Genomic DNA, 25,039 nt, shown 5'->3' with positions numbered 1-25,039 from the left:
GACGGAATGTCAGCCAACATCAATGTTGACTGGTTAGCCGCCATCGCGAGCAGGCTCACTCCTACATTTTTTATGTGGCGTGCCCGACGGTTTATGTCATTTGTTAGGGTGCCGTTTCTAATTTTTCTCCCTACTTTGTGCCAGTGCCCGACACTTATCCGGGCGGTTCCTCAAACCTTCTGCGCGTGAGGTGCACCATGGCCAAAGCCATTTTGAAGAAAAAAACCGACGCATCGACCGGCACGCTGAGCGACGTCAAATCCTATGCCCGCAAGATCTGGCTGGCAGGCCTGGGTGCCTACGCCAAGGTCGGTCAAGAGGGTAGCGAATACTTTCAAGAGCTGATCAAGGCTGGTCAGGTTGTTGAAAAGAAAGGCAAAAAGGTAGTCGCCGAGAAACTGGAAGCGGCCAATGCCGAAATCGATGAAGCCAAGAGTGAAGTCAGCACTTTCAAAGGCCGCGTCGAAGTTCAACTCGACAAGGTCGAGAAGGCGTTCGATACGCGTGTCGCAAGTGCCTTGAATCGTATCGGCATTCCGTCTAAACATGACGTTGAGACACTCTCTGCTAAGCTCGATGAGCTGACGGCATTGCTCGAACGTGTCGCGCGTAAATCTTAAGGAGAACGGGATGGCTGTTAAAAAGAAAACCGAAAAAGAAGGCAGCTCGTGGATCGGGAAGGTTGAAGAATACTCTCGAAAAATCTGGCTGGCTGGTTTAGGCGTGTACTCGAAGATCGACACTGACGGCAGCAAACTCTTCGATACATTGGTTAAGGACGGCGAGAAAGCCGAGAAGCTCACCAAGAGCGCTGTTGGCAAGACAGTCGACGCCGCCAAGGACTCTGCTTCCTCGGCCAAGTCGCGCATCAGCGGCGTGAAAGATCGCGCACTGGGCAAGTGGGATGAGCTGGAAGGCGCTTTCGACAAGCGTCTGAACAGTGCCATTTCTCGTCTGGGCGTACCGAGCCGCAATGAAGTGAAGGCACTGCACAGCAAGGTCGAGACCCTGACCAAGCAGATCGAAAAACTGACCGGTGCCAAGGTTGCGCCTGTTGCGGCGAAAACCGCTGCAGCCAAACCTGCTGCCAAGCCGGCCGCAAAAACCGCAGCCAAGCCACTGGCAAAAGCGGCGGCCAAGCCTGCTGCTAAAACCGCTGCTGCAAAACCTGCAGCGGCGAAGCCAGCAGCCAAGCCAGCCGCTAAACCGGCTGCCAAGCCTGCGGCTAAAACGGCTGCAGCAAAACCAGCTGTTGCCAAGCCAGCGGCCAAACCCGCTGCGGCGAAAAAACCTGCAGTGAAAAAGCCGGCAGCTCCAAAAGCCGCCGCGCCAAAACCAGCAGTGGCAGCTGCCAAACCGGCGACCCCGGCAGCTCCGGTCAGCGCATCGAACTCCGCTGCCGCGCCGACCCCTGCTGTCACCCCGACTGTCGCGCCAACTCCATCGACGCCAACCAGTCAGTCCTGATTCTCAGGGCTCAAGAAAACGCCCGGCCTGTAAAGGTCGGGCGTTTTTGTTTGTGCGCGAATCTCTGAGCGACACAAGCCCACTGTGGGAGCGAGCTTGCTCGCGATGGCGGTGGATCAACCAACATCAATGTTGGATGTGATGGCCTCATCGCGAGCAAGCTCGCTCCCACAGGGTTCGTTGTGGCCAGAGTTATTCGTGGTCTTTCAGATACTCCAGCGCCATCTGTTCGGTCGCAGCCTTCATCGACGGCAGCAAGTGTGGCGCCACCAGCATCATGATCTGGTAAACCACCAGCCGCACCTCGCCTTCGCGATCGAGAATCCGCTGGTAATCCAGTGAGAACAGCAGGGTCAGGGTGATCTGCTCCACCAGTTGCCCCAATGCCTGGGTATCGCTGACCAGCAGCCCTTGCGCCTGTAATCGTGCCAGCAGCGACGCTAGTGTGCGCTTGAGTGCATTGAGCAGATTGCGAATGCCCTTGGCCAGTTTCGGCAGGCGTCCGGCGAGGTTCGACAGATCCTGGAACAGGAACCGGTAGTGGGACAGGCGCTCGACGATCAGGTGCAGGAACAGCCAGTAATCTTCGGGTGCCAGTTCGACATCGGCCGGTGGATCGAGCAAGGGCGCCAGTTCGCCCTGAAAGCGCTCGAACAGCCCGAGAATCAGCGGTTCTTTGCCGTGGAAGTGGTAGTAGAGGTTGCCCGGGCTGATGCCCATTTCATTGGCAACTTCCATGGTGGAGACATTCGGTTCGCCCTTTTGATTGAACAATTGCAGGGCACATTCGAGGATCCGGTCGCGGGTTTTCATCCAGTCTTCTTAATGATCGGGTCTTGCCACGGCCGGCGGAGGCCGCGGCGCGTTGAACGTCAGCGCACGCGCACGTAAGTACCGGGTGCTGCCTCCATCGGTGGGTAGTTCTGGTTGCCGAGCGCCATGTGGGTTTCCTTCTGCGCGCCGGAGCGTTCCTGAATCCAGCCCAGCCATTGGGTCCACCAACTGCCGTCGACACGCTTGGCGTCGTAGTACCAGGCCCGTGGGTCGCTGCTCAGTTTGCCGTTCTCGACGAAGTTGGCTTTCGGATTGCTCGGCGGGTTGAGGATGCTCTGCACATGACCGCTGTTGGACAGCACGAAGCGCCGCTCGCCACCGAGCAACAGCGTCGAGCGATACACCGCATCCCACGGCGTGATGTGATCGTTGATGCCGGCGACGCTGAAGCTGTCGATGGTGACCTTCTGTAAATCGATCGGCGTGCCACACACTTCCAGCCCGCCCGGGTGAGTCAGCGGGTTGTGCTTGAAGAAGTCCAGCAGGTCGCCATGCAGGGCCGCAGGCAGACGTGTGTTGTCGTTGTTCCAGTAGAGGATGTCGAACGCCGGTGGCTCCTTGCCCAACAGGTAGTTGTTGACGAAGTAGCCCCAGATCAAGTCATTGGGGCGCATCCAGGCGAAGACCTTGGCCATGTCGCGGCCGTCCAGCACACCTTTTTGATAGGAGCGGCGCTTGGCTGCCTCCAGAGTCTGTTCGTCGACGAACAGCGAAACGGGGCTGTCCAGTTGGCTGTCGAGCAGGCTCACCAGATAAGTCGCGCTGGACACCCTGCGCAACTGCCGCTTGGCCTGCAAGTGACCCTGCAGCGCGGCAATGGTCAGCCCGCCGGCGCAGGCGCCCATCAGGTTGACCTCGCGTGCGCCGGTGATCGCCCGGCAGACATTCATGGCCTCTTCCACGGCTTCCACGTAAGTCGAGAGCCCCCATTCGCGGTGACGCACATCCGGGTTGCGCCAGCTGATCATGAAGGTTTGCAGGCCGTTTTTGAGGGCGTACTGGACGAAGCTGTTGTGGGGGCTGAGGTCGAAGATGTAGTACTTGTTGATTTGCGGCGGCACCACCAGCAGGGGCTTGGAATACTGCTTTTCGCTCATCGGCTTGTACTGGATCAACTCCAGCAGTTCGTTGCGAAACACCACGGCACCAGTGGTGGTGGCGACCGTCTTGCCGATCTCGAACGCTTGCTTGGTGACTTGTCGGGGCAGGCCATCGTTATGCAGCAGGTCGTCCACCAAATGGCTGATGCCACGCACCAGACTGTTACCGCCTGAATTGAAAAGTTCCTTGACCGCCAGTGGATTGAGCAGGGTGTTGGAGGGCGATACGGCGTCGTTGAGCAAGGCGAAAGCGAAGTGGGCGCGGGCGCGGTCGTCCGGGCTCATGTTGCTCTCGTCGATCCAGCTTTTGACCTGCTTCTGCCAACTCAAATAGGCCTGCAGGCTACGGCGATAAAATGGGTTGAGGCTCCACGCCGGGTCGGCGAAGCGAGCGTCTTGCGGGTTGGTCGGGTGCAGGGTTTCACCCAGCAGCACACGGCCAAGCTGACCGCCAAGTTTGAGGGCATGTCGGGCACTGTGTACCGGATTGCGCAAGCCATGGGCGGCCACGCTGCGCAGGGTCGACAACAGATCCCGGCCGCGCAGGCCGGTAATCGCACTCTGTGCATTGATGAACGCGGCGGGATTCGGTAAGGAATCCCTCGCTGGTTTCTCGCGCATGAGTCAACACTCCTTCGTCTTCAGGCTAAAAACAAATACATCGAACCAGAACACCATAGACGCTGTAACGGGTTGTTGCGCGGCGCGGCGTCCTGCCGACCGTTGATGCAGCGGTTTAGCCGCCCAATGGCGCCGGACGCGGATGCATCACCGCGCGCTGGCGCTCCTCTTCCAGGAATTTCATGATGATCGGGGCCACCGCTTCGGCCCGGGTAATCAGGAACAAATGCCCGTCATCGATGATGTGCAACTGGGCGTTGGGAATCCGCCAGGCCAGCAAGCGCATGTTGACTAGCGGGATCAGTGGGTCATCGTCGCCGGCCAGTACCAGGGTCGGCTGGCGGATCTTGTGCAGCCAGTGAATGCTGGTCCAGCCGAGGCCGGCGAACAGCTGCCAGTAGTAACCGAGCTTGCCCGCTGAACGAACCTTGGCTGCATGGCTGGCGGCCAGCGTCGGGTCGCGACGGAACGCACCACCGTAGATCATCGGTGCAATGCGGATCACGTGGGATGGCTGGATGTAACGTCGCGGGCTGGCCATCATCCACAGCACTTTCGGTTTGCCCGGCACCATCACCGCACCCGCCGCCGTTGCGGCCAGCACGAGTTTCTTGCAGCGCTCCGGATAGTCGTAGGCGAACTGTTGGGCCAGGGCGCCACCCCAGGACACGCCGATGACGTTGACCTGCCCGTAGTCGAGATAGTCGAGCATCCGCGCCGTGAGTTTCGCCAGGCTCGGAAAACGGTACGGCCGGTTCGGTGTCGACGAACCACCGACACCGGGTACGTCGAAGGCGATGACTTCCAGGTCCGGATCCAGAGCCGCGATGAACGGGAACACCAGCTCCAGGTTGGCGCCAATGCCGTTGAAAATCAGCAGGGGCGTCAAGTGAGGCTTGCCGGGGCGTACCGCCGTGCGGAGCGTCTGGCCATCCAGATCGACGGTACGGAATATGAAGGGTTGCGGCATGCTTCAGGCCCTGTGGGTCGCTTTCTCAAATTCATCCCCGCCCCCTGTGGGAGCGAGCTTGCTCGCGATAGCGGAGTGTCAGTCAGCGCAAATGCCAAACCTGCCACCGTCATCGCGAGCAAGCTCGCTCCCACAGGGGTGGGGCGGGTGTGTCAGTTACCGCTCATGCACATAGGTGCCTGGCGCCGCTTCACCCGCTGGATAGGCCTTGTTGCCCAATTTCAGCGGAGCTTTTTTCAGGTTGCCCGAACGCTGTGCCTGCCATGCCTGCCAGTGCAGCCACCAGGAGTCGGCATGTTTGGTCGACTCTTCCTGCCAGTCATCGGCATTGGCGGGCATTTCGGTGCTGGTCATGTAACGCGATTTCGGATTGCCCGGCGGGTTCAGAATGCTCTGGATGTGCCCGCTGCTGGACAGCACGAATTCAACGTTGCCGCCGAACAGTTGCGCCGATTTGTAGCAGGAACGCCACGGGGTGATGTGGTCGTTCGTGCCAGCCAGCGAGAAGATGTCGGCGGTGACTTTTTTCAGGTCGATCGGCGTGCCGCACACTTCCAGTGCATCGGCACGGGTCAACGGATTACTTTTGAACATCTCGATCAGGTCGCCGTGGAACGCGGCGGGCAATCGGGTGGTGTCGTTGTTCCAGAACAGAATGTCGAACACCGGCGGTTCATTGCCCAACAGGTAGTTGTTGACCCAGTAGTTCCAGATCAGGTCGTTGGGGCGCATCCAGGCGAAGACTTTCGCCATGTCGCGGCCTTCGAGGACGCCGGCCTGGTAGGAGTGACGCTTGGCGGCTTCGAGGGTTTGCTCGTCGACGAACAGGGCCACGTCGCTGTCCAGAGTGGTGTCGAGCACACTGACCAGCAGGGTGAGGGCGTTGACCTTGTTCTCGCCGATTGCCGCGTAGTGGCCCAGCAGCGCGGTGCAGGTGATGCCACCGGAGCAGGCACCGAGCATGTTCACGTCTTTGCTGCCGGTGATCGAGGTGACCACATCAACCGCTTCCTTGAGCGCTTCGATGTAGGTCGACAGGCCCCACTCGCGCTGCTCCTTGGTCGGGTTGCGCCAGCTGACGATGAAGGTCTGCACGTTGTTGCGCAGGCAGAACCGCGCCAGGCTTTTTTCCGGACTCAGGTCGAAAACGTAGAACTTGTTGATTTGCGGCGGCACCACCAGCAGTGGGCGCTCATGCACCTGCTCTGTGATCGGCTTGTACTGGATCAGCTCCAGCACGTCGTTGCGAAAGACCACCGCGCCCTCGGTCACGCCAAGGGTCTTGCCGACCTCGAAGGCGCCCATGTTGACCTGGCTCGGCATGCCGCCGTTGTGCACCAGGTCCTTGGCCAGGTGTGAGAGACCATCGAGGAGGCTCTTACCGCCGGTTTCGAAGAAGCGCTTGACCGCCGCGGGGTTGGCCGCCGTGTTGGTCGGCGCGAAAGCTTCGGTCATGAGGTTGATCACGAAGTGCCCGCGACTGACATCCTTGGCTGGCAGGTTACTGTCGTCGATCCAGGCGTGGAGTTCCTTGCGCCACGCCAGGTAGGTTTGCAGATAACGTTTGTAGAGCGGGTTCTGGCTCCAGGCCGGATCCGCGAAGCGACGGTCATCGCTGGTCGGTTGCAGCTCGGATTTGCCGAACAGTACGTTCTTGAGTTCGAGGCCGAAATGCGCAACATGCTTCGCGCTGTGCACGGGTTGCCTGATGGCCTGCCTGAGTACCATGCGAGCAGATGCCAGTAGATCCTTTCCACGCAGCCCAACGACAGGATTCAGACCCAGGGTGTTTTCCGAGGCCTGATACTTCAAGTCATCGTTATTCTGTTTACTCATCTACGACGCTCCATTGTCCTGAGACGAGTACCGGGTCCTGCTGTGTAGTCACACAGCCAATGCCAGGTACTACTGCTCGGGGTGACCGTTAATACTGCATCGCTGCTTTTTTAATGCAGAGAGCACTGCAGGGAACTTGCCAGTTCCATTGGTTACCCGAGTTTAATTTTTTTCGCAAGCAGGCCATTCCGCGGCCCTGAAGCGGAGCATTCAAACAGATGAAATTAGAAAATGCCCTCTAATGAGCGAGAGGCTCGGATTAGAGCATCAGCTTGACGATGGATTCGTTCGGGTCGCGGGTTTTTCCGGCGGCTTTGAGCTCGGCCAGATAATCTTCCCAGAGTGCGTCATAACGTCGCCCCAGCTCGTACAGATATTCCCAGGTGAACAGACCACTGTCGTGACCGTCATCGAAGGTCAGTTTCAGTGCGTACTGACCGGCCGGTTCTACCTTGGTCAGGCCGACGTTGATCTTGCCGAATTGCAGGATGGGTTTGCCGTGGCCCTGGACCTCGGCGGAAGGAGAGTGCACGCGCAGGAACTCCGCGGGCAGGGTGTATTCCTCGCCGGACGCGTATTTGAGCGTCAGGGTTTTCGAGGCTTTGTGCAGCTTGATGTCGGTGGGGAGTTGGGTCATGAGCGCCGTTCCGTTGTGGATGGAACCCTGTAGGAGCGAGCCTGCTCGCGATGGTGTGTCAGTCGACATCAATGCAACTGACCGACCATCGCGAGCAGGCTCGCTCCTACAAGTATGGCTTACAGGATATAACGGGACAGGTCTTCGTTCTGCGCCAATTCGCCCAGGTGGCTGTTGACGTAGTCGGCGTCGATCTGGATCACCTTGTCGTCATGGACGCTGGCCAGGTCGCCGGCGCTGAACGACACCTCTTCGAGCAGGCGCTCGAGCAGGGTGTGCAGGCGACGGGCACCGATGTTTTCGGTTTTCTCGTTGACCTGCCAGGCGATCTCCGCGATGCGCTTGATGCCGCTCGGCAGGAACTCGATGCCCAGGCCTTCGGTTTTCAGCAGCGCGCAGTATTGCTCGGTGAGCGAGGCGTGCGGTTCGCTGAGGATGCGTTCGAAGTCTTCCGGGGTCAGGGCCTTGAGTTCGACACGAATCGGCAGGCGGCCTTGCAGCTCGGGCACCAGGTCGCTTGGCTTGCTCAGGTGGAACGCACCGGAAGCAATGAACAGGATGTGGTCGGTCTTGACCATGCCCAGCTTGGTGTTGACGGTGCAGCCTTCGATCAGTGGCAGCAGGTCACGCTGCACGCCTTCGCGGGACACATCGACGCCACCGGAATTGCCACGCTTGGCGACCTTGTCGATTTCGTCGATGAACACGATGCCGTGCTGCTCGACCGCTTCCAGGGCCTTGGCCTTCAACTCTTCATCGTTGACCAGGCGGCTGGCTTCTTCGTCGCGCACCAGCTTGAGCGCTTCTTTGACCTTGAGCTTGCGGGCTTTCTTCTTGGCCTTGCCCATGTTGGCAAACAGGCTCTGCAACTGGTTGGTCATTTCTTCCATGCCCGGTGGCGCGGAGATGTCGACGCCGGCCATTTCGGCGACTTCGATTTCGATCTCCTTGTCGTCCAGCTGACCTTCGCGCAGGCGCTTGCGGAACAACTGACGGGTGTTGGAGTCGGCAGTCGGGGCGTCGTCACTACTGAAGCCCATGCGTGCTGGTGGCAGCAGTGCGTCGAGGATACGCTCTTCTGCGGCGTCTTCGGCGCGGTGGCGAACCTTGACGATTTCCTGTTCGCGCAGCAGCTTGATCGCGGCGTCGGCCAGGTCACGAATGATCGATTCGACGTCACGGCCGACATAGCCGACTTCGGTGAATTTTGTCGCTTCGACCTTGATGAACGGCGCATTGGCCAGTTTTGCCAGGCGACGGGCGATCTCGGTTTTGCCGACACCGGTCGGGCCGATCATCAGGATGTTCTTTGGCGTTACTTCAACACGCAGCTCTTCAGGCAGCTGCATGCGGCGCCAGCGGTTGCGCAGGGCAATGGCGACGGCGCGCTTGGCATCGTCCTGGCCGATGATGTGGCGGTTGAGTTCGTGGACGATTTCACGGGGAGTCATGGACATAGTATTTAGCGGACCTCAAGCAAGAATGAGCCGTGGCGCGATGGCCAACACGGGCTTACTCGGCGCAGTCCTGCTCCTCAATGGTCTGAGTGTGATTGGTGAATACGCAGATGTCGGCGGCGATGCCGAGAGCGGTTTCGACGATTTCCCGGGCCGACAGATCGGTTTTCTTCAGCAGCGCGCTGGCAGCAGCCTGGGCGTAACCACCGCCGGAACCCATGGCGATCAGGCCTTCTTCGGGTTCAACCACATCGCCGTTACCGGTGATGATCAGGGAGGCGTCTTTGTTGGCGACCGCGAGCATGGCTTCAAGGCGGCTCAGGGAGCGGTCGGTGCGCCATTCTTTGGCGAGTTCGACGGCGGCGCGCACCAGGTGGCCCTGATGTTTCTCAAGCTGGCCTTCGAAGCGTTCGAAGAGGGTAAAGGCGTCAGCGGTGGCACCGGCAAAACCGGCGATGACCTGGCCGTGGTACAGGCGGCGAACTTTTTTCGCGTTGCCTTTCATCACGGTATTACCAAGGGAAACCTGGCCGTCGCCGCCCATGACGACTTTGCCGTGGCGGCGAACTGAAACGATGGTGGTCAAGGGAAGAGTCTCCACGCAGCGGGGCGAAAATGCCTTATGCCCATTCATATGGGGGTGCTGGAGAGGATTTCAACTGCGGGGCGAGGCGAGGGACGAATGGTGTGAATCGAGTTCTGGATATAGTGCCCTTTCAGGCGCATTCGCTGGCAAGCCAGCTCCTACAGGGTTTGTCGAATATTCTGTAGGAGCTGGCTTTCCAGCGAAGAACGATGACGCGGTGGTCCTGACGGGATCAGCGGCTCTGGCGTTGTTGTAACAGCAAGTTGCTAAAGCCTGCGCCGGCCAGTTGTTTCTGCGCCGTGGTCAGTTGTTCGCGGTTACTGAACGGACCGACCAGCACCCGATACCAGGTTTCATCCTTCACCGTGCCCGATTCAACCGCCACGGCCTGACCCAGCAGGATGATCTGCGCCCGAACCTTGTCCGCATCAGTCTCTTTGCGGAACGAACCGGCCTGCAGGAAAAACTTCGTCACAGGCGCAGCCTTGACCGGAGGCGCTGGTGGCGGCGTGATTCCGGCCAGGGCTGCCTGGGCGCGAGCCGTGTCGATCTTCGCCGCTTCGGCCGGGGTGACCGGCGTGGTCGGGATGGCTGGCACTTGCGGCGTCGGCAGGGTTTTTTCCGGCACGGCATCCGGCGGCACGATGACTTCCGATTCCGGCAGCAAGGTGTAGAAGTCGTACTTTGGCTTCACCGGTTGCGTCGGGCTCGGCGGGGTCTTGTTGGCCTCGGCGATCTTGCTGGCTTTCTGCTGTTGCTGTTGTTCGACCTTTTCACGCTTGACCGTGTCGCTGCCCTTGCCCGGCTCCAGCTTCATCAGAAATACGATGAAGGCGCCGACCGTCAGGCCGATGGCCATCCACAACCAACCCGGGATCGGTTGCTTTGCAGGAGCTTGGTAACGGCTGGCGCCACGTTTGGGTGCAGGTTTTTTCTTGGCAGCCAACTTACATACGCTCCAGAGTTTCCAGGCCCAAGAGTTCCAGGCCTTGCTTGAGAGTGCGTCCGGTCAGCGCGGCGAGGCGCAGGCGGCTCTGCATTTGTGCCGGGGTATCGGCGGCGAGGATCGGGCAGTTCTCGTAGAAGCTGGAGAACAGGCCGGCGACGTCGTACAGGTAAGTGCAAAGGATGTGCGGGGTGCCTTTTTCGGACACGTTGTTCAGGATTTCACCGAACTGCGCAAGTTTCGCCGCCAGTTCGTGTTCGTGCGCCGCTTCCAGAACGATCTGGCCGTCGACTTCGCTGAAGTCCTTGCCGAGCTTGCGGAACACGCCGGCCACGCGGGTGTAGGCGTACAGCAGGTACGGCGCGGTGTTGCCTTCGAAATTGAGCATCAGGTCGAAGTTGAAGCTGTAGTCACTGGTGCGGTGCTTGGACAGGTCGGCGTATTTCACTGCGCCGATGCCCACCACTTTGGCGATGTTGCGCAGCTCGGCTTCGGCAAGTGTAGGGTTCTTGTCCTTGACCAGGGTGTAGGCGCGTTCCTGGGCTTCGGTCAGCAGGTCGATCAGCTTCACGGTGCCGCCATCACGGGTCTTGAACGGACGGCCGTCAGCGCCGTTCATGGTGCCGAAGCCCATGTGCTCCATTTCCATCGGATGGGTCACGAAACCGGCCTTGCGTGCCACGGCGAACACTTGCTGGAAGTGCAGGGCCTGGCGCTGGTCGACGAAGTACAGTGCGCGATCGGCCTTGAGCTTGCCGCTGCGGTAGCGCACGGCCGCCAGGTCGGTGGTGGCGTAGAGGTAACCGCCGTCGGCCTTGACGATGATCACCGGCAGCGGGTCGCCGTCGGCGTTCTTGAACTCGTCGAGGAACACGCACTGGGCGCCGTTGCTCTCGACCAGCATGCCTGCGGCCTTCAAGTCGTTGACCACGTTGATCAGGTCGTCGTTGTAGGCACTTTCGCCCATCACGTCGGCCATGGTCAGTTTGACGTTGAGCAGTTCGTAGATCTTCTGGCAGTGGGACAGCGAGATGTCCTTGAACCTGGTCCACAGTGCCAGGCAATCGGCGTCGCCAGCCTGCAACTTGACCACCAGGCCACGGGCGCGGTCGGCGAACTCTGCGGATTCGTCGAAGCGTTGCTTGGCGGCGCGGTAGAAGTTCTCCAGGTCCGACAGCTCGTCGCTGGTGATCGGGTTTTCCTGCAGGTAAGCCATCAGCATGCCGAACTGGGTGCCCCAGTCGCCGACGTGGTTCTGACGGATCACGGTGTCGCCGAGGAATTCCAGCACGCGGGCCACACCGTCGCCGATGATGGTCGAGCGCAGGTGGCCGACGTGCATCTCTTTGGCCAGGTTCGGTGCCGACAGGTCAACCACGGTGCGCTGCACCGGGCCGGCCTTGCGCACGCCGATGTGGGCGTCGGCCAGGGCGGCGTCCAGGCGGGTCGCCAGGGCGTCGGTGTTCTGGAAGAAGTTCAGGAAGCCCGGGCCGGCGATTTCGGTCTTGGCGACGTTTTCGTCAGCCGGCAGCGCAGCGATGATTTTTTCCGCCAGATCGCGGGGCTTCATGCCGGCCGGCTTGGCCAGCATCATGGCGATGTTGCTGGCGAAGTCGCCGTTCTTCTTGTCGCGGGAGTTTTCCACCTGGATCGCCGGCGACAGGCCTTCAGGCAACACACCTTCGTTGACGAGTTGGGTGATGGCTTGTTGGATCAGCTGGCGAATGGTGTCTTTCATGGTCTTCTCTTTCGACCGCAGGCGCGGCGGCGCATCATGCGCTGGTGGAAAAACTGGGCATTATCCGTTGCGAAGACGGGCTTGCCAACCTTAGCAGGCAGGATGTGGATGTGTGGTGACAATTCGTCCGCCATCGCGATTTATCAATCAATACAAATCGACGGGATCAACATCAAGCGACCAACGCACCGCTCGCCCGCTCGGCATCTGCTCCAGCACCAACAACCAACTGGCCAGCAACCGATGCAGCGGTGCCCGCGCCGTCGCCTGCAACAACAACTGCGCGCGATAACGCCCGGCCCGTCGCTCCATTGGCGCCGGCACCGGTCCCAGCAATTCAATGCCGGTCAGATTCTGTTCGGCCAGCAAACGTTCGGCCTCGCTGCACGCCTCATCCAGGAAACCTTCGGCCTGACCCGGTTTGTGCGCCTCGGCCCGCAGTAGCGCCAGGTGCGCAAACGGCGGCAGTCCGGCCGCACGACGTTCGCTCAAGGCCTGTTCGGCAAAGGCGAAATAGCCTTGCTCGGTCAATTGCACCAACAGCGGATGGTCAGCCAGGTGCGTCTGGATAATCACCTTGCCCGGCTCTTCGGCGCGGCCTGCGCGGCCGGCGACCTGGACGATCAGTTGAGCCATGCGCTCGCTGGCGCGGAAGTCGCCGGAGAACAGGCCACCGTCGGCGTCGAGGATCGACACCAGCGTCACCCGTGGAAAGTGGTGGCCTTTGGCAAGCATTTGCGTGCCGATCAGGATGCACGGCTGGCCTTTTTGAATGGTCGCGAACAACTGGTTCATCGCGTCCTTGCGCGACGTGCTGTCGCGGTCGACTCGCAGCACCGGATAGTCCGGGAACAGAATCGCCAGGCGCTCCTCGGCCCGTTCGGTGCCGGCGCCGACGGGGCGCAGATCGACCTTGTTGCACTTCGGGCACTGGCGCGGCGCGCGTTCGACGTAGCCGCAATGGTGGCAGCGCAATTCACCGTGACGCTGGTGCACGGTCATTCGCGCATCGCAACGCTGGCACTCGGACATCCAGCCACAGTCATGGCACAGCAGGGTCGGGGCGAAGCCGCGGCGGTTGAGGAACACCAGGACTTGTTGTCCGGCGGCCAGGGTCTGTCCAATGGCCTGTTGCATCGGTCCGGAAATGCCGCTGTCCAGCGGACGGCTTTTGACGTCCAGGCGCAGGAAACGCGGCTGTTTGGCGCCTCCGGCGCGCTCGTTCAAGCGCAGCAGCCCGTAGCGGCCGGTATAGGCGTTGTGCAGGCTTTCCAGCGAAGGGGTGGCGGAGCCGAGGACGATCGGGATGTTTTCCTGTCGCGCCCGCACCAGCGCCAGATCGCGGGCGTGATAGCGCAAACCTTCCTGCTGTTTATAGGAGCCGTCGTGTTCTTCGTCGATGATGATCAGGCCGGGGTTCTTCATCGGCGTGAACAGGGCCGAGCGGGTGCCGATGATGATGTCGGCCTCACCGTCCCGGGCGGCCAGCCAGGCCTCGAGGCGTTCGCGGTCATTGACCGCCGAATGGATCAGCGCGATACGGGCATTGAAACGCTGTTCGAAGCGCGCCAGGGTCTGCGGGCCCAGGTTGATTTCCGGGATCAGCACCAGTGCTTGCTTGCCGGCCTCGAGGGTTTCGCGGATCAACTGTAAATAGACTTCGGTCTTGCCGCTGCCGGTGACGCCAGCCAGCAGGAATGCGTGATAGCTGTCGAAGCCGGCGCGAATCGCCTCATAGGCGGCGCGTTGCTCCGGGTTCAGCGGCAGTTCCGGTTGCGCCAGCCAGTGTTCGTGGCGTACGCCCGGGGCGTGGCGGCGGATCTCGACCTGCACCAACTCTTTGGCCAGCAGCAAATCCAGGCTGTCCTTGCTCAGCATCAGTTTACTCAGCAGCTGATGGGCGACGCCGTGGGGATGCTGGGCCAGCGTGGCCAGGGCTTCGCGCTGGCGCGGGGCGCGGGCGATGCGCGGATCATCGAGGCTGGCCCCCGGCGCGGCGGACCAGAAGCGCTCCTGGCGCGCTTCGGCCAGCTCACCCTGGCGCAGCAGCACCGGCAGCGCCCAGCTCAAGGTGTCGCCAAGGCTGTGCTGGTAATACTGGGACGTCCACAGGCACAGCTTGAACAGCGCCGGCGGCAGGGGGGGCGTAGCGTCGAGCAGGGCCAGGGCCGGCTTGAGTTTCTCGGCCGGCACTTCGCTGGTATTGGTGACTTCCACCAGAATCCCGATCATCTCGCGCCGGCCGAACGGTACCCGCAGGCGCATGCCGGGGTGCAGTTGCGCGCGCAGGACGCCGGCCGGAGCGCGGTAGTCGAACAGGCGGCGCAGCGGCGAAGGCAGGGCGAGGCGCAGAATGGCGTTGGGCACGCGGGGGATCTCGATCGACAAACAATAGGGGGCGTGACAAATAACCTGTAGGAGTGAGCCCGCCGAGCGGGCTCACTCCTACAAGGGATCGCGTATTGGGCCGGGAGCCTAGCAGACGACTGGTTTCAGGGACAGCTTGCGTGATCAGGATTGTCTGGTAGAATCCGCGGCCTAATTACGTGCGGTATTCAACAATAGTGTTGGGTGGCGGCACGCTAGCCTGAGGAAGACACCATGAAAGCTGATATCCATCCAGAATACCCGGCAGTTGCTGTTACCTGCAGCTGCGGCAACAAGTTCGAAACCCGTTCGACCTTCGGCAAAGCCCTGGCGATCGACGTTTGCAACGAATGCCACCCGTTCTACACCGGTAAGCAGAAGACTCTGGACACCGGTGGTCGCGTACAGAAGTTCGCCGACCGTTTCGGTGCTTTCGGCGCGAAAAAGGCCTAAGGCCGATCAACTTGGGAAGCCGCTACGGTTTTTCCATGCTGATGAAGAAGGCGTCCCTGGCGGGCGCCTTTTTTATGTCCGCGATTTGGCTGTCTGGCGCCCAGGCCTTTTGCCCGACGCCAAGCGGCCTGACGCCCGTCGCGGTGCAGCGGGTAGTGGACGGCGACACTCTGCGCCTGAGCGATGGCCGCAGCGTGCGCATGATCGGCTTGAACACGCCGGAGCTGGGCAAGAAGGGCCGTTCCGATGAACCGTTCGCCGTGGCCGCGCGCAAACGCCTCGAAGCCCTGGTGGCGGCGAGTGACGCGCGGGTCGGGTTGGTGCCTGGCAAAGAAAGCAAGGACCATTACGGCCGCACCCTGGCCCATGTCTACGGTGCCAATGGAGCCAACCTCGAAGCGCAGATGCTCGCCGAAGGCCTGGGTTTTCTGGTGGCCGTGGCACCGAATGTCGATCTGGTCGCCTGTCAGCAGGCGGCCGAGCGCAGTGCGCGTCAGTCCGGGCTCGGGTTGTGGCGCCAGTCACCTATACTGAAAGCGGAGCAAATCAGCGCCTCCGGTTTTGCCGTGCTCAGCGGTCGTGTGAGCAAAGTGCAGCGCAATCGCGGCGGGGTTTGGATCGAGTTGCAGGATTCGGTTGTATTACGCGTTGCACCCAATCTGCTGACGCGTTTCGATGTGAACTCGCTGGAAAGCCTCAAGGGCAAGCAGGTCGAGGCGCGCGGCTGGGTGCTGGATCGCTCGCGCAAAGGCGATCTCAAGGTTGGCCAGGCGCGCTGGATGTTGCCCTTGACCGATCCGGCGATGCTGCAAGTGGCGCAGTGATAAAAAATTGTAGACATTTTTTCTTCTGATTGTGAACAGTATAGCCCTTGTGTGCCGTGGCTCTTGGCCCAAAGTCGTAGGGCCGGGCGCTTGACAGGGGTGACCAGTCAGTCTTGTGGGGACTTTGCGAGGCGCGTATCCTCGCTGACCAGTCTGTCCAACAGTAAAAGCGGAATGCCAAAATGTCTGATCTGAAAACTGCCGCTCTCGAATATCATGCCAATCCTCGTCCAGGGAAGCTGAGTGTCGAGCTCACCAAGGCCACTGCTACCGCTCGCGACCTGTCGCTGGCCTACAGCCCGGGCGTAGCCGAACCAGTACGCGAGATCGCCCGCGATCCTGAACTGGCCTACAAGTACACCGGCAAAGGCAACCTGGTTGCAGTCATTTCCGATGGCACCGCGATTCTCGGCCTGGGTAACCTCGGCCCATTGGCTTCCAAGCCAGTGATGGAAGGTAAAGGCGTACTGTTCAAGCGCTTCGCCGGCATTGACGTTTTCGACATCGAAGTCGACTCCGAAAGCCCGCAAGCCTTCATCGACACCGTCAAGCGTATCTCCATCACCTTCGGTGGCATCAACCTGGAAGACATCAAGGCACCAGAGTGCTTTGAAATCGAACGCGCTCTGATCGAGCAGTGCGATATTCCGGTATTCCACGATGACCAGCACGGCACCGCTATCGTGACCGCCGCCGGCATGATCAACGCCCTGGAAATCGCTGGCAAAACCCTGCCGGAAGCCAAGATCGTCTGCCTGGGTGCCGGCGCCGCGGCCATCTCCTGCATGAAGTTGCTGGTGAGCATGGGCGCCAACATCGAAAACATCTACATGGTCGACCGTACTGGCGTGATCCACTCCGGCCGTGACGACCTGAACCAGTACAAGGCGGTGTTCGCTCACGCGACCGACAAGCGCACCCTGGCTGACGCCCTGCAAGGCGCTGACGTGTTCGTTGGCCTGTCCGGCCCGAACCTGCTGAGCGCTGAAGGCCTGCTGTCGATGGCGCCGAACCCTATCGTGTTCGCGTGCTCCAACCCTGATCCGGAAATCTCTCCGGAACTGGCGCACGCCACCCGTAACGACGTGATCATGGCCACCGGTCGTTCCGACTACCCGAACCAGGTCAACAACGTACTGGGCTTCCCGTTCATCTTCCGTGGTGCCCTGGACGTTCGCGCCAAGCGCATCAACGAAGAAATGAAAGTGGCTGCAGCCAACGCCCTGCGCGAACTGGCCAAGCTGCCGGTGCCTCAGGAAGTGTGCGACGCCTACGGCGGCATCAAGCTGGAATTCGGTCGTGAGTACATCATTCCGAAGCCAATGGATGCCCGCCTGATCACTCTGATCTCCGATGCTGTGGCTAAAGCCGCCATCGAGACCGGTGTGGCGACCCTGCCGTATCCGAAGAACTACCCGCTCAAAAGCGTGGATGATGTGTTCAACGGCTAAGCCGTTGTAGCGCTTCAACGAAAAGCCCCGGCTTGTGAGAGTCGGGGCTTTTTTGTGCCTGACAGTTTTTGGCTGGCTTTCAGGTTGCTATCGCGAGCAGGCTCGCTCCTACCTTGGAATGCGTAGCCCCTGTAGGAGCGAGCCTGCTCGCGATGGCGGTATTACAAGAAACCCGGATATCAAAAAGCCCCGGCTTCCAAAGAAGAGCGGGGCTTTTGCCTTGCGTCATCCAATCAGAACAAATCGATCGGCGCCGCTTCATCCGCTGGCAGCGGGCTGCCTGGCACTGAGCCGTTGCCCAGTTCGTTGACCGACGGCGGCGTATCTTCGGCCTTGAACAGCTCGAAGTAGGCCCCTGGCGTGCCCGGAGTGGCTGCGCGGCCACTGATCGGATCGACTCGCAGGCTGAGGATGCCTTCCGGCTCCGGCTGCGTATGCGGCGGTTTGCCTTTGAGTGCGGGGCCCATGTAGTTCATCCAGATCGGCAGCGCGACGGTGCCGCCGAATTCCTTGCGGCCCAGGCTTTCCGGTTGATCGAAACCGGTCCACACGGTCGTCACGTAATCGGCGTTGTAACCGGAGAACCAGGCGTCCTTGGATTCGTTGGTCGTACCGGTCTTGCCGGCAATGTCGGGGCGGCCCAGGGCCAGTGCGCGGCGACCGGTGCCGAGCTTGATCACGTCCTCAAGCATGCTGTTGAGGATGTACGTGGTGCGTCCGTCAATGATGCGTTCAGCCACGGCGGGTACTTGTGGCGTCGACGTAGTGCCTGGGGCTTCGCCCACCGTTGCGTTGACTGTGAAGGCTTGAGGGGCGGTTGGCACGGCAATGCCATCGCTGGCCGCACCGCCCTGAGGCACGCTTGGCGGGTTGGCGACGAACAGCGTGTCGCCGTTGCGGCTTTCGATCTTGTCGATGATGTACGGGGTGATCTTGTAGCCGCCGTTGGCAAAGGTGCTCCAGCCTGTGGCGATCTCCATTGGCGTCAGGGTCGCGGTGCCCAGCGCCAGGGACAGGTTGGGTGGCAGGTCCTGTTTGTTGAAGCCGAAGCGAGTGATGTAATCGATGGTCTTGCCTACGCCCATCGCTTGCAGCAAGCGGATCGACACCAGGTTGCGCGACTTGTACAGCGCTTCACGCAGGCGAATCGGGCCGAGAAAGGTGTTGGTGTCGTTCTTCGGGCGCCAGACCTTGTCCAGATACTCGTCGACGAACACGATCGGTGCGTCGTTCACCAGGCTGGAGGCGGTGTAGCCGCTATCCAGTGCGGCGGCGTAGACGAACGGTTTGAAGCTCGAACCCGGCTGGCGCTTGGCTTGCAATGCGCGATTGTAGTTGCTCTGTTCGAAGGCGAAACCGCCGACCAGCGAACGAATGGCGCCGTTCTGCGGGTCCAGGGACACCAGCGCGCCCTGGGCCTGCGGGATCTGGCTGAATTTCAGCGAAGTGTCCGGCTGACGCTGCACGCGAATCAGATCGCCGACCTGGGCCACGTCCGATGGTTGTTTCGGGCTGGCGCCCATGCTGTTGGTGTTCAGGAACGGCCGGGCCCATTTCATGGTGTCCCAGCTCACGTGTTCCTGGCCGGTGCGGGTCAGCACTTGCAGGCCGTTCTTGTCGACCTGGGTCACGATGGCCGGTTCCAGGCCGCTGATGGTGCGTTGTTTGGTCAGCTCGGTGGCCCAGGCTTCGCGAGTCTTGCCTGGCAGCCGCGACTCGGGTCCGCGATAGCCGTGGCGCTGATCGTAAGTCATCAGGCCTTCGTGGACCGCGGTGTTGGCCAGTTCCTGGAGGTCGCTCGGCACCGTGGTGGTGACGCGAAAGCCCTCGGTATACGCATCGCTGCCATAACGTCCGACCATTTCGGCACGGGCCATTTCGGCGATGTACGGGGCATTCACTTCCGGAGTCGGCACGTGGTAGCTGGCGTTCAACGGCTCGTTGACCGCAGCGGTGTAGTCGGCCTCGCTGATTTTCCCGAGCTTGTACATGCGCCCCAGGATCCAGTCGCGACGCTCCTTGCTGCGCGCCGGGTTGGCCAGCGGGTTGAAGCGCGACGGTGCCTTGGGCAGGCCGGCAATCATCGCCATCTGCGCCAGGCTGACATCACGGATCGATTTGCCGTAATAAACCTGCGCCGCCGCCTCGATGCCGTACGCACGGTTACCCAGATAGATTTTGTTGACGTACAGCTCGAGGATCTCGTCCTTGGTCAGCTGCCGTTCGATCTGCAGGGCCAGCAGGATCTCGGTGGTCTTGCGCGAAAAGCTGCGTTCGCTGCTCAGGAAGAAGTTTTTCGCCACCTGCATGGTGATCGTGCTGCCGCCGGACTGGATGTGTCCGCTTTTGACCAACTGGGATGCCGCACGCATCAGGCTGCTCGGATCGACACCGTAGTGGTTGGCGAAATTGTCGTCTTCAGCACTTAGTAACGCATTGATGAAATTGGGCGGAATGTCGGCGAAACGGATCGGTGTACGGCGCATTTCGCCGAATTCTGCGATCAACTTGTTATCGCTGCTGTAGACCCGCAAAGGGATCTGCAACTGGATGCTTCTCAGTGCCTCCACGGACGGCAGCCCGGGACTAAGGTAGAGGTACGCCCCGCTCAGACCCAGAAGGAGTCCGCAGAAAACCGCGACGATGGACCAACCGAAAAACTTCAGCAGACGAATCAAGGCTTTTGGATATCCAGGGCAAAAAATGAATTGGGCAACAGGGTTCAGGCTAAATGAGAACGACCCGCGCATTAAGCAAATGCGGAAAAAAAGCGCTGGGCATTATAAGCATTTTTCTGCTCGGGAGCGTGGTTGGCGCTGCTCTCAAGACGGGTGGATTGAACGCAATTGACAATGCAGAGTCCGTAACTCACGGAAAGTCATAGGGAATTGGTTGTGCCAGGACTCTTCAACAAAAAATCCAATACGCTGCTGGGAATCGACATCAGCTCCACCTCGGTGAAACTTCTTGAGTTGAGCCGTCAGGGTGAGCGCTACCGTGTCGAGGCCTATGCGGTCGAGCCGTTGCCGGTCGGGGCGGTGATCGAAAAAAATATCGCCGAGCTCGAAGGCGTGGGGTCGGCCCTCGCCCGCGCGCTGGCCAAGGCCAGAACCGGCCTCAAGAACGTGGCCGTGGCCGTGGCAGGCTCGGCGGTGATCACCAAGACCATCGAGATGGAGGCCGGTCTTTCCGAGGACGAGATGGAAAGCCAGCTGAAAATCGAGGCTGACCAGTACATCCCTTATCCCTTGGACGAAGTCGCGATCGACTTTGAAGTCCAGGGCACCTCCGGGCGCAATCCCGAGCGCGTCAACGTGCTGCTCGCTGCTTGCCGCAAGGAAAACGTCGAGGTCCGCGAGGCAGTCCTGGCCTTGGCGGGGCTTACCGCCCGCGTGGTCGATGTCGAGGCCTACGCGCTGGAGCGCTCATTCGCGTTGCTGGCCAGTCGGCTTGCGGTTTCCGGGGAGCGTTTGACGGTCGCAGTGGTGGATATCGGTGCCACCATGACCACTCTGAGCGTGCTGCACGGCGGGCGGATTATCTACACCCGCGAACAATTGTTCGGTGGTCGGCAATTGACCGAGCAAATCCAGCGTCGCTATGGCCTGACGCTGGAGCAGGCGGGGCTGGCGCAAAAGAAGGGCGGCCTGCCGGATGACTATGCCAGTGAGGTCTTGCAGCCATTTCGAGAGGCGCTGGTGCAGCAGGTGTCGCGCTCGTTGCAGTTCTTCTTCGCCTCAGGCCGGTACAGCACCGTCGACCATGTCCTGTTGGTCGGCGGTACCGCGTCGATCCCGGGACTGGACCGTTTGATCGAGCAGCAATTGGGCACGCCGACCCAGGTTGCGAATCCTTTTTTCGAAATGACTCTGGGCAGCAAGGTCAATGGTGCTGCTCTGGCGAGTGATGCCCCGGCGTTGATGATCGCCTGTGGCCTGGCCCTCAGGAGCTTCGATTGATGGCACGGATCAACCTTTTACCCTGGCGCGAGGAGCGGCGTGAAGCCCGCCGCAAGCGCTTCCTGCTGATCCTGGTGGCCGTGATGGTGGGCACGATGGGCGCGGTGCTGGTCGCGAACCAGGCCATCAGCGGTGCCATCGACCGGCAAGTCGCCCGTAACGACTACATCGGCAAGCAAGTCGCTGTGGTCGATGAGCGAATCAAACAGATCGATGATCTCAAAGCGCGCCGTCAGCAACTGGTCGAGCGCATGCGCATCATCCAGGACCTGCAAGGCAATCGCCAAATCAGCGGGCGAATATTTGACCAGTTGGCGCGAGCACTGCCCGACGGCGTGTATTTCACCGAAGTGAAAATGACCGCAAAGACCTTGTCCATCACCGGCGCTGCGCAATCCAACAACCGTGTTTCAGACTTGATGCGCAACCTCGAGGCATCAGACTGGTTCGATGCGCCGAGCCTGACTGAGGTCAAGGCCACAGCTGCCGGTCAGGTGGAGCCGGCCAACGTCTTCCAGTTGACCGTGCGCCAGACTCGACCCGCAGCACCGGAGGGGGGCAAATGAGTCCATCCGAATGGTTCGAAGGGCTGCGCAAGATCGACATCAATGAACTGGATACCAGCAACATGGGTTCCTGGCCGCCGCCGATCAAGTTTCTGGTGGCCGGGTTGCTCATGCTTCTGGTGCTGGCCCTGGGCTACAACTTTTCCACTCGCGACCTTGAGAGCCAACTCGATCTCAAACGCGAGGAAGAGTCGACTCTCAAGGAGCAGTTCGCCGGCAAAGCCCGCATGGCGGCGAATCTGGATCTCTACACCCGGCAGTTGAAGGAAATGGAGAACGCCTTCGGCGAGCTGTTGCGGCAACTGCCCGGCGACACCGAGGTGCCCGGTTTGCTGGAAGACATCACTCGTACCGGTCTGGGTAGTGGTCTGGAGTTCGAAGAGATCAAGCTGCTGCCGGAGGTCGCCCAGCCGTTTTACATCGAACTGCCGATCCAGATCACGGTCACCGGGGATTACCACGATCTGGCCACCTTCGTCAGTGGTGTGGCCGGGTTGCCGCGAATCGTCACCTTGCACGATTTCGACCTTGCCCCCGTCAGCCCCCAGGGGGGGCCGAAGCTGCGCTTGAGCATCCTCGCCAAGACCTACCGCTACAACGACAAGGGACAGCATCAATGAGACCGGCGCAGTGTTTTTCGGTAATGGTGGTGCTGTCTGCTCTGTCCGGTTGTGGCGCAGGCGATGACTACGACGATCTGGACGCGTACATGGACGAAATGCGCCTGCGTGGGCCGGGCAGGATTGAACCAACGCCGGTATTCCGGTCTTACCCGACATTCACTTACAACGCGGCGAATCTGCGCAGCCCTTTTTCACCGCAGGTCAGCAGCGATCTGGCGGCTCAGCGGCGGGGTTCACGTAACGTCAAGCCCGACCCTGGTCGGGTCAAGCAATACCTTGAAGGTTTCAACATCGAGCAGTTTGAAATGGTCGGCACCCTTTCCAATGCAACGGGCTCTTATGCCTTGCTGCGAGGGGCGGGCGGGGTCCATCGGTTGAAAGTCGGCGATTACCTGGGGCGAAACGACGGACGGATCGTTGCGATCAGTGGCTCGCAAGTCGATGTGGTTGAAATTGTCCCTGATGGTCAAGGCGCGTGGCTGGAGCGTCCCCGGACCATTCCTTTGAAAGAGCACTCATAGTGGAACTCCAATAATGAACAGGATTCTCTCCACCGTCGGCCTTTCGCTATGGATAGCGTTGTTGTCGCCGATGGTACAAGCGGCCAATCTCAAGGCGCTGGATGTCGCTGCGCTGCCGGGAGACCGTGTCGAGTTGAAGTTGTCGTTCGATGCGCCACCCCCGGTGCCCCACGGCTATACGACGGAGTCGCCGGCCCGGATTGCCCTGGATTTGCCGGGTGTCGCCAGTCAGCTGGCCAGCAAGACTCGCGATCTCGGCAGTGGAAATGCCCGTAGTGCAACGGTGGTGGAAGCCCGGGACCGTACGCGGTTGATCATCAACCTGACCCAGTTGGCCCCGTACGACTCGCGAATTGAAGGCAACAATTTGCTGGTAGTTGTCGGGCAGGGTGTCAAACCGTCGACATCCAGGCCGGCGGCCACGGCAATGCCGGTTCCGGCACGCGCCGCTACGCCGGCAGGCAAGGCCATTCGGGGTGTGGATTTTCAGCGCGGCACGCAGGGCGAGGGCAATGTGGTGATCGACTTGTCGGATCCATCGATGGCGCCCGATATACAAGAGCGCGAGGGCAAGATCATCGTTGGCTTTGCCAAAACCCGATTGCCCGAGCCGTTGCGCGTGCGTCTGGATGTGAAGGATTTCGCCACGCCAGTGCAGTTCGTCAATGCCAGCGCGAGCGGCGATCGAGCGACCATCAGCATTGAGCCTGGTGGCAGGTTCGATTATTCGACCTATCAGACCGACAGCAAGCTCACGGTCAGCGTTCGCCCGGCGACGGCCGACGACCTGCAAAAGCGCAATGCCGGGCAACACGCCTACAGCGGAGAGAAACTTTCGCTGAATTTCCAGGACATTGATGTGCGCTCGGTACTGCAACTGATCGCCGACTTCACCAACCTCAATCTGGTGGCCAGCGACACGGTACAAGGGGGGATTACCCTGCGCTTGCAGAGCGTGCCGTGGGATCAGGCGCTGGATCTGGTGCTGAAAACCAAGGGGCTGGACAAGCGCAAGGTCGGCAATGTCCTGCTTGTTGCGCCGGCCGATGAAATTGCTGCCCGTGAGCGCCAGGAGCTGGAATCACAGAAGCAGATCGCCGATCTGGCGCCATTGCGTCGGGAGCTGTTGCAGGTCAACTACGCCAAGGCGGCGGACATCGCCAAGCTCTTCCAGTCGGTGACCAGTGCCGAAGCGAAACCCGACGAACGGGGGTCGATCACCGTCGATGAGCGCACCAACAACATCATTGCCTACCAGACCCAGGACCGGCTTGACGAGCTGCGCAGGATTGTCACGCAGCTGGATATCCCGGTGCGTCAGGTGATGATCGAGGCGCGGATCGTCGAAGCCAACGTCGACTATGACAAAAGCCTTGGGGTGCGCTGGGGTGGTTCGATACAGAACAAGGGCAACTGGAACACCTCCGGCGTCAGCAATGGACTCAATGGGTCATCGACCATCGGTACACCCGGCAGTACCAGCACCAACTCACCGTTCGTCGACATGGGCGTAGCCAACAACACCTCGGGAATCGGCATCGCGTTCATCACCGATAACGTCTTGCTGGACCTGGAGCTGACGGCGATGGAAAAAACCGGTRACGGGGAAATCGTCTCACAGCCCAAGGTGGTCACGTCCGACAAGGAAACCGCCAAAATCCTCAAAGGCACTGAGATTCCCTATCAGGAAGCCAGTTCCAGTGGCGCGACTTCGGTGTCGTTCAAGGAGGCTTCGCTGTCGCTGGAGGTGACGCCGCAGATCACGCCCGACAACCGGATCATCATGGAGGTCAAGGTGACCAAGGACGAACCGGACTTCCTGAACAAGGTCCAGGATGTGCCGCCGATCAAGAAAAACGAGGTCAACGCCAAGGTCCTGGTCAACGATGGCGAGACCATCGTCATTGGCGGTGTTTTCTCAAATACTCAGAGCAAGGTCGTAGATAAGGTGCCATTTATTGGCGATGTGCCGTATCTTGGCCGCCTTTTCCGGCGTGATGTGGTTTCGGAGAAAAAATCCGAGCTGTTGGTATTCCTCACTCCGCGTATCATGAATAACCAGGCGATTGCTGTGAGTCATTGA

Annotated in this window: 21 protein-coding genes; 10 read left to right on the top strand and 11 right to left on the bottom strand. The window is 60.5% G+C overall.

The window, feature by feature from the left end; translation table 11 throughout:
- Positions 1-197 precede the first annotated feature (197 nt).
- Together ACXRVY_RS02565 and ACXRVY_RS02560 are read left to right on the top strand one after the other, a co-directional pair.
- On the top strand, positions 198-620 hold the full coding sequence (locus ACXRVY_RS02565; protein WP_223457784.1) for a phasin family protein: 423 nt from the start codon (positions 198-200) through the stop codon (positions 618-620).
- A 10-nt stretch (positions 621-630) separates the two neighbouring features.
- Positions 631-1,467 carry a phasin family protein gene (locus ACXRVY_RS02560; RefSeq protein ID WP_223457783.1) on the top strand — a complete coding sequence of 279 codons (837 nt, stop codon included), beginning with the start codon at positions 631-633 and terminating at the stop codon, positions 1,465-1,467.
- Between the two features lie 192 nt (positions 1,468-1,659).
- Here the strand turns inward: ACXRVY_RS02560 and ACXRVY_RS02555 are convergent, their stop codons facing one another.
- The 10 genes from ACXRVY_RS02555 to ACXRVY_RS02510 form a co-directional block, all read right to left on the bottom strand.
- Positions 1,660-2,280: a TetR/AcrR family transcriptional regulator gene (locus ACXRVY_RS02555; protein ID WP_223457781.1), complete on the bottom strand. Its 621-nt coding sequence runs from the start codon at positions 2,278-2,280 to the stop codon at positions 1,660-1,662.
- 59 nt (positions 2,281-2,339) lie between these two features.
- The gene (gene phaC / locus ACXRVY_RS02550) at positions 2,340-4,022 is read right to left on the bottom strand and encodes a class II poly(R)-hydroxyalkanoic acid synthase (RefSeq protein WP_223457779.1); all 1,683 of its coding nucleotides are present in this window, start codon (positions 4,020-4,022) and stop codon (positions 2,340-2,342) included.
- A gap of 115 nt (positions 4,023-4,137) precedes the next feature.
- Positions 4,138-4,992, bottom strand: coding sequence for a poly(3-hydroxyalkanoate) depolymerase (gene phaZ, locus ACXRVY_RS02545; protein ID WP_008047834.1), 855 nt, complete (start codon positions 4,990-4,992; stop codon positions 4,138-4,140).
- Positions 4,993-5,148: 156 nt separating this feature from the next.
- Positions 5,149-6,828, bottom strand: coding sequence for a class II poly(R)-hydroxyalkanoic acid synthase (phaC, locus tag ACXRVY_RS02540; protein ID WP_223457778.1), 1,680 nt, complete (start codon positions 6,826-6,828; stop codon positions 5,149-5,151).
- 259 nt (positions 6,829-7,087) lie between these two features.
- The gene (locus tag ACXRVY_RS02535) at positions 7,088-7,465 is read right to left on the bottom strand and encodes a gamma-butyrobetaine hydroxylase family protein (RefSeq protein WP_096513806.1); all 378 of its coding nucleotides are present in this window, start codon (positions 7,463-7,465) and stop codon (positions 7,088-7,090) included.
- Positions 7,466-7,584: 119 nt separating this feature from the next.
- Entirely contained in the window at positions 7,585-8,922 is a 1,338-nt protein-coding gene (hslU, locus tag ACXRVY_RS02530; protein WP_223457777.1) for an HslU--HslV peptidase ATPase subunit, read from the bottom strand.
- A gap of 55 nt (positions 8,923-8,977) precedes the next feature.
- The gene (gene hslV, locus ACXRVY_RS02525) at positions 8,978-9,508 is read right to left on the bottom strand and encodes an ATP-dependent protease subunit HslV (protein WP_046031180.1); all 531 of its coding nucleotides are present in this window, start codon (positions 9,506-9,508) and stop codon (positions 8,978-8,980) included.
- Positions 9,509-9,740: 232 nt separating this feature from the next.
- Positions 9,741-10,454: an SPOR domain-containing protein gene (locus ACXRVY_RS02520; protein ID WP_007975583.1), complete on the bottom strand. Its 714-nt coding sequence runs from the start codon at positions 10,452-10,454 to the stop codon at positions 9,741-9,743.
- Position 10,455: 1 nt separating this feature from the next.
- Entirely contained in the window at positions 10,456-12,192 is a 1,737-nt protein-coding gene (gene argS, locus ACXRVY_RS02515) for an arginine--tRNA ligase (protein ID WP_223457776.1), read from the bottom strand.
- Between the two features lie 147 nt (positions 12,193-12,339).
- Positions 12,340-14,559 carry a primosomal protein N' gene (locus tag ACXRVY_RS02510; protein WP_223457775.1) on the bottom strand — a complete coding sequence of 740 codons (2,220 nt, stop codon included), beginning with the start codon at positions 14,557-14,559 and terminating at the stop codon, positions 12,340-12,342.
- A 234-nt stretch (positions 14,560-14,793) separates the two neighbouring features.
- On the opposite strand from ACXRVY_RS02510, the gene rpmE reads away from it, so the two are divergent.
- From rpmE to ACXRVY_RS02495, 3 genes are all read left to right on the top strand, one after another.
- Positions 14,794-15,012 (top strand): 50S ribosomal protein L31, encoded by a 219-nt coding sequence (rpmE, locus tag ACXRVY_RS02505; protein ID WP_007975586.1) that lies wholly within the window; start codon positions 14,794-14,796, stop codon positions 15,010-15,012.
- Positions 15,013-15,047: 35 nt separating this feature from the next.
- Entirely contained in the window at positions 15,048-15,836 is a 789-nt protein-coding gene (locus ACXRVY_RS02500) for a thermonuclease family protein (protein ID WP_223457774.1), read from the top strand.
- A 182-nt stretch (positions 15,837-16,018) separates the two neighbouring features.
- Positions 16,019-17,287, top strand: a complete 1,269-nt coding sequence (locus ACXRVY_RS02495; RefSeq protein ID WP_056725708.1) for a malic enzyme-like NAD(P)-binding protein — start codon at positions 16,019-16,021, stop codon at positions 17,285-17,287.
- Between the two features lie 233 nt (positions 17,288-17,520).
- Here ACXRVY_RS02495 and ACXRVY_RS02490 read toward each other — a convergent pair whose 3' ends face one another.
- On the bottom strand, positions 17,521-19,962 hold the full coding sequence (locus ACXRVY_RS02490) for a penicillin-binding protein 1A (protein ID WP_411740691.1): 2,442 nt from the start codon (positions 19,960-19,962) through the stop codon (positions 17,521-17,523).
- A 219-nt stretch (positions 19,963-20,181) separates the two neighbouring features.
- Between ACXRVY_RS02490 and ACXRVY_RS02485 the strand changes: the two genes are divergently transcribed.
- The 5 genes from ACXRVY_RS02485 to pilQ are packed head-to-tail and all read left to right on the top strand — an operon-like array spanning position 20,182 to position 25,039.
- Positions 20,182-21,246 (top strand): pilus assembly protein PilM, encoded by a 1,065-nt coding sequence (locus ACXRVY_RS02485; RefSeq protein ID WP_223457770.1) that lies wholly within the window; start codon positions 20,182-20,184, stop codon positions 21,244-21,246.
- On the top strand, positions 21,246-21,812 hold the full coding sequence (locus ACXRVY_RS02480) for a PilN domain-containing protein (protein WP_223457768.1): 567 nt from the start codon (positions 21,246-21,248) through the stop codon (positions 21,810-21,812). The genes ACXRVY_RS02485 and ACXRVY_RS02480 overlap by 1 nt, the downstream gene beginning before the upstream one ends.
- Positions 21,809-22,432, top strand: coding sequence for a type 4a pilus biogenesis protein PilO (pilO, locus tag ACXRVY_RS02475; RefSeq protein WP_223457766.1), 624 nt, complete (start codon positions 21,809-21,811; stop codon positions 22,430-22,432). Before ACXRVY_RS02480 ends, pilO begins: the two co-directional genes overlap by 4 nt.
- Positions 22,429-22,956: a pilus assembly protein PilP gene (locus ACXRVY_RS02470; protein WP_223457764.1), complete on the top strand. Its 528-nt coding sequence runs from the start codon at positions 22,429-22,431 to the stop codon at positions 22,954-22,956. The genes pilO and ACXRVY_RS02470 overlap by 4 nt, the downstream gene beginning before the upstream one ends.
- Before the next feature lie 13 nt (positions 22,957-22,969).
- Positions 22,970-25,039: a type IV pilus secretin PilQ gene (gene pilQ / locus ACXRVY_RS02465; protein WP_458236994.1), complete on the top strand. Its 2,070-nt coding sequence runs from the start codon at positions 22,970-22,972 to the stop codon at positions 25,037-25,039.

The organism is Pseudomonas sp. P5_A2_2 (assembly GCF_054177685.1).
This window is presented reverse-complemented; position numbering and strand designations above follow the sequence as displayed.

Coding starts and splice junctions, on each gene's coding strand:
- ACXRVY_RS02565 (WP_223457784.1), top strand. CDS start 198: ATGGCCAAAGCCATTTTGAAGAAAAAAACCGACGCATCGACCGGCACG.
- ACXRVY_RS02560 (WP_223457783.1), top strand. CDS start 631: ATGGCTGTTAAAAAGAAAACCGAAAAAGAAGGCAGCTCGTGGATCGGG.
- ACXRVY_RS02555 (WP_223457781.1), bottom strand. CDS start 2,280: ATGAAAACCCGCGACCGGATCCTCGAATGTGCCCTGCAATTGTTCAAT.
- phaC (WP_223457779.1), bottom strand. CDS start 4,022: ATGCGCGAGAAACCAGCGAGGGATTCCTTACCGAATCCCGCCGCGTTC.
- phaZ (WP_008047834.1), bottom strand. CDS start 4,992: ATGCCGCAACCCTTCATATTCCGTACCGTCGATCTGGATGGCCAGACG.
- phaC (WP_223457778.1), bottom strand. CDS start 6,828: ATGAGTAAACAGAATAACGATGACTTGAAGTATCAGGCCTCGGAAAAC.
- ACXRVY_RS02535 (WP_096513806.1), bottom strand. CDS start 7,465: ATGACCCAACTCCCCACCGACATCAAGCTGCACAAAGCCTCGAAAACC.
- hslU (WP_223457777.1), bottom strand. CDS start 8,922: ATGTCCATGACTCCCCGTGAAATCGTCCACGAACTCAACCGCCACATC.
- argS (WP_223457776.1), bottom strand. CDS start 12,192: ATGAAAGACACCATTCGCCAGCTGATCCAACAAGCCATCACCCAACTC.
- rpmE (WP_007975586.1), top strand. CDS start 14,794: ATGAAAGCTGATATCCATCCAGAATACCCGGCAGTTGCTGTTACCTGC.
- ACXRVY_RS02500 (WP_223457774.1), top strand. CDS start 15,048: ATGCTGATGAAGAAGGCGTCCCTGGCGGGCGCCTTTTTTATGTCCGCG.
- ACXRVY_RS02495 (WP_056725708.1), top strand. CDS start 16,019: ATGTCTGATCTGAAAACTGCCGCTCTCGAATATCATGCCAATCCTCGT.
- ACXRVY_RS02480 (WP_223457768.1), top strand. CDS start 21,246: ATGGCACGGATCAACCTTTTACCCTGGCGCGAGGAGCGGCGTGAAGCC.
- pilO (WP_223457766.1), top strand. CDS start 21,809: ATGAGTCCATCCGAATGGTTCGAAGGGCTGCGCAAGATCGACATCAAT.
- ACXRVY_RS02470 (WP_223457764.1), top strand. CDS start 22,429: ATGAGACCGGCGCAGTGTTTTTCGGTAATGGTGGTGCTGTCTGCTCTG.